At 57.4% G+C, this 12,012-nt stretch carries 17 protein-coding genes and 1 other RNA gene; 8 read left to right on the top strand and 10 right to left on the bottom strand.

Annotated features, from left to right (window positions below; genetic code table 11):
• Positions 1-111 precede the first annotated feature (111 nt).
• Positions 112-321, top strand: coding sequence for a DUF1127 domain-containing protein (locus ACR0ER_RS02590; RefSeq protein WP_480767592.1), 210 nt, complete (start codon positions 112-114; stop codon positions 319-321).
• 183 nt (positions 322-504) lie between these two features.
• Positions 505-1,284 (top strand): Bax inhibitor-1/YccA family protein, encoded by a 780-nt coding sequence (locus ACR0ER_RS02585; RefSeq protein WP_170331737.1) that lies wholly within the window; start codon positions 505-507, stop codon positions 1,282-1,284.
• A gap of 183 nt (positions 1,285-1,467) precedes the next feature.
• Here the strand turns inward: ACR0ER_RS02585 and ACR0ER_RS02580 are convergent, their stop codons facing one another.
• The 3 genes from ACR0ER_RS02580 to ACR0ER_RS02570 form a co-directional block, all read right to left on the bottom strand.
• A complete protein-coding gene (locus tag ACR0ER_RS02580) occupies positions 1,468-1,974 on the bottom strand; it encodes a hypothetical protein (protein WP_480767591.1) in 507 nt (168 codons plus the stop codon).
• 202 nt (positions 1,975-2,176) lie between these two features.
• The gene (gene rpmG, locus ACR0ER_RS02575; RefSeq protein WP_010441901.1) at positions 2,177-2,344 is read right to left on the bottom strand and encodes a 50S ribosomal protein L33; all 168 of its coding nucleotides are present in this window, start codon (positions 2,342-2,344) and stop codon (positions 2,177-2,179) included.
• Positions 2,345-2,471: 127 nt separating this feature from the next.
• Positions 2,472-3,176 carry a DUF533 domain-containing protein gene (locus ACR0ER_RS02570; protein ID WP_480767590.1) on the bottom strand — a complete coding sequence of 235 codons (705 nt, stop codon included), beginning with the start codon at positions 3,174-3,176 and terminating at the stop codon, positions 2,472-2,474.
• Between the two features lie 345 nt (positions 3,177-3,521).
• On the opposite strand from ACR0ER_RS02570, the gene ACR0ER_RS02565 reads away from it, so the two are divergent.
• The 3 genes from ACR0ER_RS02565 to ACR0ER_RS02555 all read left to right on the top strand — a co-directional run bounded on the left by ACR0ER_RS02565 (position 3,522) and on the right by ACR0ER_RS02555 (position 5,408).
• Positions 3,522-4,157 (top strand): DUF1326 domain-containing protein, encoded by a 636-nt coding sequence (locus ACR0ER_RS02565; protein WP_480767589.1) that lies wholly within the window; start codon positions 3,522-3,524, stop codon positions 4,155-4,157.
• A gap of 11 nt (positions 4,158-4,168) precedes the next feature.
• Positions 4,169-5,005, top strand: coding sequence for a DUF2182 domain-containing protein (locus ACR0ER_RS02560; protein ID WP_480767588.1), 837 nt, complete (start codon positions 4,169-4,171; stop codon positions 5,003-5,005).
• A gap of 70 nt (positions 5,006-5,075) precedes the next feature.
• Positions 5,076-5,408, top strand: coding sequence for a GYD domain-containing protein (locus ACR0ER_RS02555; RefSeq protein WP_170331747.1), 333 nt, complete (start codon positions 5,076-5,078; stop codon positions 5,406-5,408).
• An 8-nt stretch (positions 5,409-5,416) separates the two neighbouring features.
• Here ACR0ER_RS02555 and rnpB read toward each other — a convergent pair.
• The 5 genes from rnpB to gatC form a co-directional block, all read right to left on the bottom strand.
• Positions 5,417-5,808: RNase P RNA component class A (rnpB, locus tag ACR0ER_RS02550), an RNA gene on the bottom strand.
• Between the two features lie 12 nt (positions 5,809-5,820).
• Complete coding sequence (locus ACR0ER_RS02545) at positions 5,821-6,462, bottom strand: N-acetylmuramoyl-L-alanine amidase (RefSeq protein WP_480767587.1); 642 nt, start codon at positions 6,460-6,462, stop codon at positions 5,821-5,823.
• Positions 6,463-6,529: 67 nt separating this feature from the next.
• Positions 6,530-7,243: a hypothetical protein gene (locus ACR0ER_RS02540; RefSeq protein ID WP_480767586.1), complete on the bottom strand. Its 714-nt coding sequence runs from the start codon at positions 7,241-7,243 to the stop codon at positions 6,530-6,532.
• A 40-nt stretch (positions 7,244-7,283) separates the two neighbouring features.
• Positions 7,284-8,771, bottom strand: coding sequence for an Asp-tRNA(Asn)/Glu-tRNA(Gln) amidotransferase subunit GatA (gatA, locus tag ACR0ER_RS02535; RefSeq protein WP_170331753.1), 1,488 nt, complete (start codon positions 8,769-8,771; stop codon positions 7,284-7,286).
• Positions 8,772-8,774: 3 nt separating this feature from the next.
• Positions 8,775-9,062 carry an Asp-tRNA(Asn)/Glu-tRNA(Gln) amidotransferase subunit GatC gene (gene gatC, locus ACR0ER_RS02530; protein WP_170325838.1) on the bottom strand — a complete coding sequence of 96 codons (288 nt, stop codon included), beginning with the start codon at positions 9,060-9,062 and terminating at the stop codon, positions 8,775-8,777.
• A 228-nt stretch (positions 9,063-9,290) separates the two neighbouring features.
• Between gatC and ACR0ER_RS02525 the strand changes: the two genes are divergently transcribed.
• Both ACR0ER_RS02525 and ACR0ER_RS02520 read left to right on the top strand, forming a co-directional pair.
• Entirely contained in the window at positions 9,291-9,449 is a 159-nt protein-coding gene (locus tag ACR0ER_RS02525; RefSeq protein WP_480767585.1) for a hypothetical protein, read from the top strand.
• A gap of 145 nt (positions 9,450-9,594) precedes the next feature.
• Entirely contained in the window at positions 9,595-10,158 is a 564-nt protein-coding gene (locus ACR0ER_RS02520; protein WP_480767584.1) for a DUF4202 domain-containing protein, read from the top strand.
• On the opposite strand, the gene ACR0ER_RS02515 is transcribed toward ACR0ER_RS02520, so the two are convergent.
• Positions 10,149-10,805 (bottom strand): ceramidase domain-containing protein, encoded by a 657-nt coding sequence (locus ACR0ER_RS02515; RefSeq protein ID WP_480767583.1) that lies wholly within the window; start codon positions 10,803-10,805, stop codon positions 10,149-10,151. The two genes, ACR0ER_RS02520 and ACR0ER_RS02515, sit on opposite strands and share 10 nt — an antisense overlap.
• 60 nt (positions 10,806-10,865) lie before the next feature.
• On the opposite strand from ACR0ER_RS02515, the gene ACR0ER_RS02510 reads away from it, so the two are divergent.
• A complete protein-coding gene (locus ACR0ER_RS02510; protein ID WP_480767582.1) occupies positions 10,866-11,558 on the top strand; it encodes a metal-dependent hydrolase in 693 nt (230 codons plus the stop codon).
• Here the strand turns inward: ACR0ER_RS02510 and ACR0ER_RS02505 are convergent.
• On the bottom strand, positions 11,548-12,009 hold the full coding sequence (locus tag ACR0ER_RS02505) for a nucleoside deaminase (protein WP_480767581.1): 462 nt from the start codon (positions 12,007-12,009) through the stop codon (positions 11,548-11,550). The genes ACR0ER_RS02510 and ACR0ER_RS02505 overlap by 11 nt on opposite strands.
• Positions 12,010-12,012 lie beyond the last annotated feature (3 nt).

Below are 12,012 nucleotides of genomic sequence, written 5' to 3'. Positions count from 1 at the left end.
GCATCACTTCATAAACATTCATTTTTAAAATGTGTCACAGCAGGCCATATAAATCAAGGAACTTGATGGGAAAGCGAAAACTCATCGAGGATCAAAGAAAGGACAAAAATTATGACCCAAGTTGCAATAGGCAGACACTGCCCACCCCGTCGCCGCTTTGGCCTAAATATGCTGCTGGATTCGCTTTCGCTACACCGTCAGCGGCGGACCTTGGCACGGTTGGATGCCAGAGCGCTGGAAGACATCGGAATCACCCGCGAACAGGCCGAGGCCGAGGCCGCCCGCCCCATCTGGGACGCGCCGGAATTCTGGCAAAAATGATTCCGACATTCATCTTTTCTCAATGAATGGCGACCCGCACCCGCAGGTCGCCATTTTTGTTTCGTGTTTTAGCCGGAATCCGGCGCTAAACCCTTGAAACATGATCCGCAGTTGCCGATATTTGCCAAGAACGGGGTCCGACTTTCGGACCACGATAAGAATTATGTGAAGGGAGACCCTTTTATGGCACAATTTGACACGATCCGGACGGCGGCCGGCGCGCGCGCTGCCCAGATTGACGAGGGCCTGCGCGCCCACATGAACAAAGTCTACGGCACAATGTCCGTAGGTATGCTGATCACGGCGCTCGCCGCTTGGGCGATTGCCGGTCTTGCAGTAACTTCTGACCCGACCAACGCGGTGGCTCAGATCGGCGCAGACCGTTACCTGACCAGCTTGGGTGGCGCACTCTTCATGTCGCCGCTGAAGTGGGTTGTGATATTCTCACCGCTAGCCTTCCTGCTCTTTGGCTGGGGCGCTCTGTTGCGTCGTGGTTCGGCTGCGGCAGTTCAACTGGGCTTTTTCGTCTTCGCGGCCGTAATGGGCGTATCGATGAGCTCGGTGTTCATGATTTACACTCCGTACTCGATCGCACAGACGTTCATCGTGACTTCGATTGCCTTCGCTGGCCTGAGCCTGTTTGGCTACACCACCAAGCGCAACCTGAGCGGCATGGGCACGTTCCTGATGATGGGCGTGATTGGGCTGCTGGTGGCAATGGTCATCAACATCTTCCTGCAGTCGCCTGCGATGATGTTCGCAATCTCGGCTATCGGCGTGCTGGTGTTTGCTGGCCTGACCGCGTTCTACACGCAGGACATCAAGAACACCTACGTTGCACACGCAACCCACGGTGACCAGGAATGGCTGGACAAAGCGGCAATCGATGGAGCGCTGAGCCTGTACATCTCGTTCCTGAACATGTTCCAGTTCCTGCTGATGTTCATGGGGCAGCAAGAATAGCGCTGCGACCAACACAATAATTAGATGGGGCGGTTCCTGAAGGAACCGCCCCTTTCTTTTTGCCAAATGCCCACGCCCGACCGATACGCCCAGCTTTGGCAGGCACAAAAGCCCCAATCAACATCCGCACGAAAAAGGCCCCGTCCGAACGGCGGGGCCTCAGTCAATCGAATTTCGGAGCGTTTAGCTACAGTTTAGCGGAACCGCAAAACCCGAACTGCGTGACGAGGATCCCTTGCGGTACACTTGACCCGCAGGCAGACAGCCCGTGAACTGCTCGGCATCGCGACCAAAGGCTGCGCCTACTGCGTTGTCGATGCGGCTGCTGTTGCTCGGCGTACGCAGAACCCCGTACAGAGTGCCATTCACGCTGACTGTGCTTAGGAACAGGTTGGTGTCTCTGCTGGTCAGAACCACCGCGTCGGAGTCGTTGCGTCCGCCATTATCGATTGCAACACGCGCAACTTTCTCGGCGTCAGTCTGATCGGTCACCACCGGAATTGTTGGAAGTGCGGCCAGCTCGGCCGGTACGTTTGTTGCCAGGGGCACGAAAGCGGCTGAACCAGGCACATCCGAGATAGTACGGGGTTCGCCATCAATCCCCGTGAAACCGACACCCTTGCGGTCAAAGGGGTCTTCGCAGGCAGCAAGGGTCAGCACAGCTATTGTGGATAACAAGATTTTTTTCATGACGGCCAACATTTTGGAACGGTTTGTTGAAGCGTAGGGGTAAGCCCTGTCAAAAAGCAACCCACCAAGGACCCGATTGCCTGATCCGCTGATGCGTCGTTGCAACGACAAGAAATGCCGCGAAGCTTCGCAGCGATGCGCCTAAAGAAAAAGGGTTCCGCCGCGGCGGAACCCTTTGAACTTGTCCAAGCTGGACGGCAGATTACTTAATCTTGCCTTCCTTGTACTCGACATGCTTCCGAGCGACCGGATCGTATTTACGAATGGTCATTTTCTCGGTCATGGTGCGAGCGTTTTTCTTGGTTACGTAAAAATGGCCCGTACCCGCGGTCGAGTTCAGACGGATCTTGATTGTCGTCGGCTTCGCCATGGTTGTCTCCTGCGTCCGAAAAGGCAGGGGCCTTTCGGTTGAATTCCTATGAGCGTGCGCTTTTACGCTCTGCACCGCTCATGTCAAGGGCAATCGCGACGGTAAAGGAACCAAGTTTAGATTGGCGTCAGGCTGATAGCTTCGGCGCCCCCATATAAGCATGAATCTGATCCCTCTCGGCGTCTGATAGCCCCAGTGCCGTTGCAAGCTGATGCAGATAGGACGCCTCCTGCTGATTGTCCAAGCGAATCGCAGCCAGCGATGTCGCGTAGATCTGGGTTTTGAGCGGCGCTCCGGAATCGGCTGCCAAGCCCATCACATCGATCGGGGCGTTCAACTGCTCCTGAACGAAAGCGCGCTCTTCATCGCTGATGTCATCACCCAGTTCTCCCAAGATCGTCTCTTTTTCATGCTCGTCCAGCTCACCGTCTGCCTTGGCGGCCTGGATCATCGCGCGCAGCATTAGCTTTGCCTGCTCTTCCATCATGGCGCCGCCCGGCGTGCCCTTGAACACCGTTTCCATCATGTCCGCGGTGTACTGGCTTCCGGTTTTGGCTGCACCTTGCATGGCGTTCATGAGCCCACCCAGCCCTGCCGCGCCTGCAGTGTTGGTCACACCTAGTTTGCCGATCATTTCCTGAAGGCCTGCCGCTCCGCCGGGCATTCCGAATTGCTCGGCCATTTTGCCAAGCTGATCCATGCCAAAGCCCCCTTCGGCGCCCTGCATCATGTCTTGCAGACCAGCCATACCTCCCATCTGCTTGTATTTCTCCATACCCTTAGCGGCGGCAAATCCAACAGCAACCGAGGCCAGTGCTTTCATAAAACTCATTGCAATCCTCCCAACTTTTAAAATTTCTGTCTGCATCCTAACAGATGAATGTGAACCAAGTGTCGGCTGCTTCGCCCGCCATGCAAGGTACGACGCGTCTCAGCGGCACTCGACCAGAATAAGACTAACTGAAACATGTTACCATTGCGGGTATTTCGAAGGTCGGCCCTCAAACAAGCACGTTCCCGCACACGCATGCCGCGAATTTGTACACATCACCAAAACATGATACCTATATGCCAATTTTTTTGACCCAAGAAACTATACAAGAATTCCGGCCACGAGGCACCGCAAGCAAGCAAACATCTCTGTCAGCAGAGACTTTAAACATGTTTGGGGGCTGTCATGACTGAATGGAAACTTCAGGCCGAAGAACTGGCCAATTGCAACTGTAATTTTGGGTGTCCTTGCCAATTCAGTGTTCTCCCCACTCACGGGAATTGCGAAGCGGTCGTCGTTTTCGATATTACATCTGGACAATACGGCGACACGGACTTGGCCGGGGTTCGGGCGGCGGGTGTCTACTACTGGCCAGGTGCAATACACGAAGGCAACGGCCAGATGCAGCTGATCATTGACGACGGCGCATCTGCGGATCAGAGAGCAGCAATACAGGCCATCATGATAGGTGAAGATACCGACGAGATGGCCACGATGTGGTACGTCTATAGCGCGATGGCACCAACAAAACACGAAACTCTGTATGCCCCGATAGAAGTTGATTGGAGTCGCGAAGAGCGCTCGGGATATGCCAAGGTTCACGGCGTTTTTGACGTCAAGGTCAGCCCGATCCCGCATATCGTCTCAGGGGCGCCACACCGGGCGTCTATTCAGCTGCCTAACGGGTTTGAATACCGTCACGCCGAGGCAGCTTCAGGGACCGCAAAAACAACAGGCAGCGCGATTAGTCTGACATTTGACGCGACACATGCGCACCTGGCGCATCTCAACATCTCGGGGCATGGCGTCCTCGGCGCGTGACGAGGGCCGATATGACGATGCCTTCGCCCAAACCCGGGATGGTGGATCTGGCGCTGCAGCGTGATCGCAGCATCGTTCTGATCTGCGTCCTTCTCATTATACTGGGCGCCTCTTGGTACACCATCGCCGGAATTGGCATGGATATGACCGCCATCGACATGACCCGTATGGCCGGGCCAATTGGCGACCCCATGCAGATGGCAATCCAAGTGCACTGGACCCTGGAATACGCCACACTGATTTTCTTGATGTGGTGGGTCATGATGATCGCAATGATGACGCCCAGTGCTGCCCCGACCGTTCTGTTATACACAGCCATCAAGCGGGTCGGCCCGGACAAGGCGAATGCCTCGCAGCTAGGTTTGTTTTTCCTCTCCGGTTACCTGGTGGCCTGGGCTGTGTTCAGCCTGGTTGCGACGGGTGCGCAGTGCCTTTTGGAGGTATTGGAGCTTTCGGACGGGCCGATGATGACAGTCCGGTCCCGGGCGGCTGCGGGATGTGTGCTGATTGCGGCTGGTGTGTACCAATTGTCGAGCCTGAAATCCGCCTGCCTGCGCCATTGTCGTAGCCCGGCCCAATTTCTGACCGAACACAACAAACCCGGCTCTTATGGGGCGTTTCGTACCGGAGCCCTGCATGGCGCGTATTGCCTGGGCTGTTGCTGGGCTCTGATGCTGCTGCTGTTCGCAGGAGGGGTAATGAACCTCTACTGGATCGTCGGCATCGCAATTTACGTTGCGCTGGAAAAACTGATGCCACGGGCCACATGGCTTGTTCCACTTACTGGCGTGGCATTGATCGTAATGGGCATTTGGCTGATCGCGACCCCGTTAATCGCGGCAGGTTGAAATGCACATGCAGGCCAAGGGACCGGCCAAATTACGGGTCCTGCTTCGACTTGTTTAAAAGGAGGTACATATGCCTATCTTCATTACATATGCGTCCTATTCAGAGGATGGCATCAAAGGAATGTTGAAAAAACCAGCGAACCGTACGGCGCCCGTAAAGGCTCTGTTGAAAAAGGCCGGCGGCAAACTGATCGCCTTTTACATGACCACAGGTGAAAACGATGTCGTTGTCATCAGCGAAGCTCCGGATGGTACAGACGCCGTTGCAATAGGAATGGCCGTTGCGGCCTCGGGCGCGGTGTCCAAGATACATACGGTGCGAGCGTGGACGGCGGACGACTTCGTCTCAGTTGCCAAAAAAGCGGCGAAACTGACAGGCGCTTATCAACCGCCGGGCAAGTAATCAGGAAAACGCGCGGAGGGCCTGTAAGCCGGATCTTGTTCCGGGGTTACCCCCTTCGATGACCATTCCTCTAGGCCGTGCATTGCTGCGCGGCTCAAGCTGCCAACCCGGTCCCTCTCGGCCAAGACGCGCTTAGCGGTGGTATCGGCTGACGCCGACCAACCCGCGCGGGGACCCTATTTGGCATTGCTCCCGGTGGGGCTTGCCGTGCCGCCACTGTTGCCAGCGGCGCGGTGGACTCTTACCCCACCGTTTCACCCTTACCCTGAAAACAGGGCGGTCTGATTTCTGTGGCGCTTTCCGTCGGGTTGCCCCGCCCGGGCGTTACCCGGCACCGTTGCCTTGTGGAGTCCGGACTTTCCTCTCGGGCCGAAGCCCCAGCGGCCATCCGGCCCTCCGCGCAGAATGTCGGTTAAACTTCTGCTCGAATACCGTCAAGACGTTCCATCAAACCGGCCAGCCTTTCGATATCGCCCATATCGCTTTTGGACAATGGCCCGCGTCTGGTCGGCGCAAATCGGATTCTGAATGCCCTAAGCAAGTCAGTTATGGGTGCCTCCGGATAGCCGACTCTTTTTGCAACAAACATAAAATGACCGTCATGTGGCGGCATTTCATCAAGGCAAATTCCTTTCAGGACCGTTGGCCCCATCGCAAGCTTCTGACGCGCGAGGCGATCCCAATCGAATCTAGGGCCAGGATCCTGTTTCCGATCAGGCGCCATGTCTGAATGTCCGATCACGCACCAAGAATTAATTCCGTGACGCTCAAGCAATCCTGAAAGAAGCCTTTCAAGAGCTGCCATCTGCGGCTCGGAAAACGGAACTGAACCCGAGTTATCAAGTTCGATCCCGATCGAACGTGAATTGATATCACTCCAACCCCGCCAGCTTCCAGCCCCAGCGTGCCACGCTCGGTCTTCTTCCCGCACCATTTGCCACACCGTCCCGTCAAGACCGATAAGATAATGCGCAGAAACTTCAGCCTCGGGATCGCACAGGCGATCCAGTGCCGCCTGCGCGCTGTCCATCGCGGTGTAATGGATGACCACCAAAGAGGGCGTCAGCCCGTCCCTTCGTTCACCGAAGTTCGGGGACGGATGCCAAATGGGCGTTAGCGGTTCAGTTGTTGACGGCACTGCGGAACGCGCTTGGGTCCCAGCCGCAGGCATATCCGTCACCGTCCGGATCCAGCCCTTTGCGATCTCGCTGCGGCCCGCCGTTGGACAAGAAATCAATCTGCGCCTGATCCGCAGAAGGGTAGCGGGCACAGTTACGCTGGGCCTTGGCCTCAAGGTTGAACCCAGCGCGACTGTACAGCTGGGTTCCGACGGGATTCGATGTGTTCAGCGCGTATTGCACAACATTCGGCTGGCCATCGGTTCCCCGCTGAGGGACGGCCGTAGGCTCGACGACCTGATAGGTCTGGCGGTTCTGTTCGATCCTTGCAGCATCGGATTCGATAGTGCGACGACCAGAAACCGCTTCGAAATCCTGTTCGTCAGAGATTCCATTGCTGATTGGATCTTCGACCGGCGACGGCTCTGATATTACAGTACTTTGACCGGACGTGCTGGCCAGAGCGGCTGCGGTCGCAGAGGCAAGGTCTGCATTTTCACCTGAGGGAACAGGTGCTCCGGTTCCGGGCGCGCCCAGCTGTTGTTCGGTCACTTCAGAGGGACCAAGCAGCGGATTTCCGGTGTATCCCTGCCCTGCCAGCTGAGCTTCACGTTGAGCCTGATAGGCCGGTGTGTTGAAGTCCGGGCCACCAACAGGAGCCACCGTATTACAGGCGGCGACCAATCCGATTGCGGGGATCAGAAGCGTAAAGCGCATCCAACTGCTCCGTTTTGCGTTGTCTTGCCTGACCTGAGGATTACCACCATTTGCCCGGCTTGGCCACAAACCCGGCGGCGCTTTCCAGCGCATAAGCAGTGTTCAGCAGATCACCCTCTTCCCAAGGACGCCCGATCAGTTGCAGACCAAGCGGCAGGCCTTGCTTATCCAAACCGGCAGGCACCGAGACACCCGGCAAACCGGCAAGGTTTACAGTCACGGTGAAGACATCGTTGAGGTACATTTGAACCGGATCAGCCTCGGTCATCTCGCCCAGTCCAAACGAAGCCGATGGCGTCGCCGGGGTCAGGATCGCGTCAACGCCTGCGGCGAAAACGTCTTCGAAGTCTTTCTTGATCAGGGTCCGGACACGGCGGGCGCGGTTGTAATAGGCGTCGTAGAAACCGGCCGACAACACGTAGGTACCAACCATGACACGGCGCTGAACCTCGTGGCCGAAGCCCTCGGCGCGGGTTTTCTCGTACATCTCGGTGATGCCGTCACCCTGCGCCAACTGCGCGCGACGGCCATAGCGGACACCGTCATAGCGGGCGAGGTTCGAGGATGCCTCGGCAGGCGCAATCACGTAATACGCGGGCAGAGCATATTTGGTGTGCGGCAGCGAAATATCGACGATCTCGGCACCTGCGGCTTTCAGCATCTCGGCGCCGTCGGCCCAGAGCTTTTCGATCTCGGCGGGCATACCGTCCATACGGTACTCTTTCGGGATACCGATCTTTTTGCCCTTGATGTCGCCGGTCAGCATCGCCTCGAAATTCGGCACGGCCAGTTCGGCGCTGGTGGAATCCTTGGGGTCGTGACCGCACATGGTTTCCAGCATGATCGCCGCATCGCGTACGTTCTTGGTCATCGGACCGGCCTGATCCAGCGAGGAGGCAAAGGCCACGATGCCCCAACGCGAGCAACGCCCATAGGTCGGTTTAATGCCGGTGATGCCGGTGAACGCAGCAGGCTGACGGATCGAGCCACCCGTATCGGTGCCGGTCGCGGCTAGACACAGGTCCGCGGCCACAGCCGACGCCGAACCACCCGACGAGCCCCCCGGTGTCAGCTGTGCGTCATCATTGCCACGGCGCCACGGGCTGACCGCGTTGCCGTAAACAGATGTTTCGTTGGACGAGCCCATGGCGAATTCGTCCATGTTCAGCTTGCCCAGCATCACAGCGCCAGCATCGGCCAGTTGCTGCGACACGGTGGATTCATATTCGGGCTTGAACCCTTCCAGAATTTTCGACGCCGCCTGCGAGGGCACACCCTTGGTGCAGAACAGGTCCTTGATACCGATTGGCAGGCCACACATGGACGGCGCGTCGCCACCCTTGATCCGCTCATCCGCAGCCTTGGCGCGTTCCAGCGCAATCTCGGGCGTCTTATGGACAAAAGCGTTCAGCGCGTCGGCCTCATCAATGGCCTTCAGGCAGGATTCGGTCAGTTCAACCGAGGTCACTTCACCCTTGCGCAGCGCGTCGCGGGCCTCGGCCAGGCCCAGTTTGTTCAGATCGCTCATGTCTTACTCCACCACTTTGGGGACTGCGAAAAAGCCTTCGCGTGCGTCGGGGGCGTTGGCCAGAACCTTGTCCTGCTGGTTTCCGTCGGTGACCACATCCTCACGACGTTTCAAGCGCATTGGCTCGACCGAGACCATCGGTTCGACGCCTTCGACATCCACTTCGTTCAGTTGCTCGATGAACCCAAGGATGGTGTTGAACTCGGACGCCAGCGCGGGCAGCGCGTCGTCCTCGACCTTGATCCGGGCCAGTTTGGCCACCTTGGCGGCGGTGCTTTGGTCAATCGACATCGGAAAACCTCATATGCGTTAGGGGGCATTTACCTGTCTGGGGTCCGGGTCGCAAGACCGCCGAGGGGTCGATCCACCCCGTTTCGGCCCGCACATGGCAAGTGCCATTCAATTTTGCATATCCCCTATACGCAAAAGTAAACCGAATAGTTCATTTTGACGCTTGAAAAAGTGAACCGAACTGTTCATTTCAAATGTCACGGCACAGCCTTAAACCGGAGAAAGACAATGAAAACGTTCATGACTGCATTTGTACTGGCCACCACTGTTCTTGTTGCCCAGGCCCAGGCCTTTGGCCCCACCATGAACACCCTGACGCGCGACCTGACATTCCCCGAAACCGTCTCGGCGCCCGTCACGCAGGATCAGACCAAACTGGGTAAATGACATGACCCCCTGTCCGGGTCGGGTATTCGACGTCCGGCCCGGAAAAACTGCAATTGACTGCTGCGCTTAATACGTCCAACCGCTAGGGTGAACACAGTGATCCGCCGAACCAAACATCAGGTTCGGCAAGCCAACGGAGCGGAATATGAGCGCGCGCAAACAAGCAGTTCTGGACGCAATTGATGCGGCCAACACCCAAGACCCCAACCATGATAACGGCCAACCGATCGAGTTGCTGTACGGCCAGCGCATGAGCGCCGAACTGGACCGACTTTTCCCGGACGCTTCGGATGTGCTGCAGATTGCGGCTCGGGGTCAGCATGTTGAACGTTGGAAACTGGCGCGCAGCGAATACCCTGAGGGCCGCGCCGGCTATCTGGCCTGGCGCAAAGCGCAAGGTGTCCATCACGCAGACGTTGTCATGGCGATGATGGAACAGGCCGGTTACAGCGCGGATAAGATCGAAGCCGCCGGGCGGATGCTGCGCAAACAGGGCATCAAGCGCGACGACGAGGTTCAGGCGCTGGAAGATGTGATCTGTTTCGTGTTCCTGAGGTGGTATTTCGCGCCCTTCGCCGAGAAACACTCAGCCGAGAAAATCCAGAGCATCGTCGAAAAGACCGCCCGCAAGATGTCGGCCGAGGGCCGCGCGCGGGTTCTGTCCGAGTTTGACTTGCCGGAACATCTGGCTGCTGCGTTTCAGGGCTGAGACGCACGGGCCATGTACCTGCGATAAACCTCGATCATCCACCCCAGCATGATGGCGTTCAGAATGTGCCACATGAAATGCGTGCCCAGCGGAAGCTGGGCGCAAAGGGGTTCATCCAACGCGCGGAAGGTGATTGAGGCGATCAGAATGCCTGCGCCGATCGCAAGGCCGCGTGCAGTGTCGGGCACGCGTTTGCGCAGCAGAAATGCGTAGATCAGAATCAGCAGCGGCACCGGAGCATAAGCCGACGATCCGCCCAAGCCCGGGATGAACTGAAACAGGGGGATTGTGGCTGAAGCATAGGGCACGAACAGAAGGGAGACGATCAGGGCATAGACCTGCCGCATCTGCCAGACATCGCGATTGATGGCGAAGATATAGACCAGAATATACAGTAGTATCGGCGCAACATCGGCCATTGCCGCCCAAACCTGCGCATGGGTGTGAAACAGGTAACTGCCCAATCCGATTCCCGCGAGGATGATCACCAGCACCATCGCCAGAGGCATCCCCTGCCCGCGTACGCGCCGCCACATGATAAAGGCCGCGATCAGAAACGCTGCGTTTGTCACGGCGTTGATCGGTTCGGCCCAATAGGCGGGCGACAGGCGCTCGCAATATCCGTCAATTTCCTGAAACCAGTCCATGAACTTTTACATAACCGATGCTAGGCTGATGCCAAGAGCTTGTTTTGGGAGGACGTTTTCATGAACATCATTTGGCTGGGGCACGGCAGTTTCCGCATCGAAACCGAAGGGCAGGTTCTGCTGATCGACCCCTGGCTGACCGGAAATCCGGTGCTGGACGAAGCGCATCACGACAATGCTCTGGACGGGGCGACGCATATCCTTCTGACGCACACGCATTTCGATCATGTGGCCGACGTGGTGTCACTGGCCAAGCATCTGAAAGTGCCCGTGGTGGGCCAGTACGACCTGATGGGGTATTGGAGTGAGGCCGAAGGACTTGAAACCATCGGTTTCAACAAAGGTGGCACGGTGAACCTGAACGGCGTCAAGGTCACGATGGTTCCTGCCTCTCACAGCTCGACGTTCTCAACGCCCGACGGCTTGCGTACCGGTGGCAGCGAGGTTGGCTTCATGATCGCATCGGAAGGGCATATGCTCTACGTCTCCGGCGATACGGATATCATGGCAGATATGGAGTGGATGGGAGATTATTACAAACCCGATATCGGCATCCTCTCGGCGGGCGGTCATTTCACCATGGACATGAAAGCCACGGCTTACGCAGCCAAGCGGTATTTCAACTTCCAGACAGTGATTCCCTGCCACTACAAGACCTTCCCGATTCTGGAACAATCCGCTCAGGCGTTGATCGACGGGTTGCCTGGGGTGGATGTGATCGAACCGGAGTTGATGAAACCGATCACTCTCTAGGATCACGCCGCGCGGCAAAGAAGGCTTTCAGCAAGTCTGCGGCCTCCTGCCCTGCGATACCATCGAAAATTTCGGGGACGTGGTGCGCCTGTTTATGAGAGAAAACACGCGCACCATGCGCCACGCCGCCGGATTTCGGATCAGCGGCGCCGTAATAAATCCGCCGGATACGCGCCGCGGCCAGCGCCGCCGCGCACATCGCACAGGGTTCCAACGTCACATAGAGGTCATGGTCGGGCAGCCGTTCAGACCCTGCTTCAGCGCAGGCGGCGCGCAGGGCCAGAATCTCGGCGTGGGCGGTTGGGTCGTTCAGTTCGCGCGTCCGATTGCCCGCAGCCGCGACAACACGACCATCAGGCGCGACGATGACGGCCCCCACCGGCACCTCTCCACGATCTGCCGCTGCACGCGCCTCAATCAGCGCCTTATCCATATGCGATCTGAACTCCATGCC

The organism is Ruegeria sp. CH8 (assembly GCF_056536985.1).
The sequence above is the reverse complement of the archived record's forward strand: the minus strand, read 5'-3'. Positions and strand labels throughout refer to the sequence as shown.

Excerpts from the sequence above, each read along its gene's own strand:
- ACR0ER_RS02565 (WP_480767589.1), top strand. The coding sequence starts at position 3,522 with ATGACTGAATGGAAACTTCAGGCCGAAGAACTGGCCAATTGCAACTGT.
- ACR0ER_RS02560 (WP_480767588.1), top strand. The coding sequence starts at position 4,169 with ATGACGATGCCTTCGCCCAAACCCGGGATGGTGGATCTGGCGCTGCAG.
- ACR0ER_RS02520 (WP_480767584.1), top strand. The coding sequence starts at position 9,595 with ATGAGCGCGCGCAAACAAGCAGTTCTGGACGCAATTGATGCGGCCAAC.
- ACR0ER_RS02585 (WP_170331737.1), top strand. The coding sequence starts at position 505 with ATGGCACAATTTGACACGATCCGGACGGCGGCCGGCGCGCGCGCTGCC.
- ACR0ER_RS02590 (WP_480767592.1), top strand. The coding sequence starts at position 112 with ATGACCCAAGTTGCAATAGGCAGACACTGCCCACCCCGTCGCCGCTTT.
- ACR0ER_RS02525 (WP_480767585.1), top strand. The coding sequence starts at position 9,291 with ATGAAAACGTTCATGACTGCATTTGTACTGGCCACCACTGTTCTTGTT.
- ACR0ER_RS02510 (WP_480767582.1), top strand. The coding sequence starts at position 10,866 with ATGAACATCATTTGGCTGGGGCACGGCAGTTTCCGCATCGAAACCGAA.
- ACR0ER_RS02515 (WP_480767583.1), bottom strand. The coding sequence starts at position 10,805 with ATGGACTGGTTTCAGGAAATTGACGGATATTGCGAGCGCCTGTCGCCC.
- rpmG (WP_010441901.1), bottom strand. The coding sequence starts at position 2,344 with ATGGCGAAGCCGACGACAATCAAGATCCGTCTGAACTCGACCGCGGGT.
- ACR0ER_RS02580 (WP_480767591.1), bottom strand. The coding sequence starts at position 1,974 with ATGAAAAAAATCTTGTTATCCACAATAGCTGTGCTGACCCTTGCTGCC.
- ACR0ER_RS02570 (WP_480767590.1), bottom strand. The coding sequence starts at position 3,176 with ATGAGTTTTATGAAAGCACTGGCCTCGGTTGCTGTTGGATTTGCCGCC.
- ACR0ER_RS02505 (WP_480767581.1), bottom strand. The coding sequence starts at position 12,009 with ATGGAGTTCAGATCGCATATGGATAAGGCGCTGATTGAGGCGCGTGCA.
- ACR0ER_RS02540 (WP_480767586.1), bottom strand. The coding sequence starts at position 7,243 with ATGCGCTTTACGCTTCTGATCCCCGCAATCGGATTGGTCGCCGCCTGT.
- ACR0ER_RS02555 (WP_170331747.1), top strand. The coding sequence starts at position 5,076 with ATGCCTATCTTCATTACATATGCGTCCTATTCAGAGGATGGCATCAAA.
- gatC (WP_170325838.1), bottom strand. The coding sequence starts at position 9,062 with ATGTCGATTGACCAAAGCACCGCCGCCAAGGTGGCCAAACTGGCCCGG.
- gatA (WP_170331753.1), bottom strand. The coding sequence starts at position 8,771 with ATGAGCGATCTGAACAAACTGGGCCTGGCCGAGGCCCGCGACGCGCTG.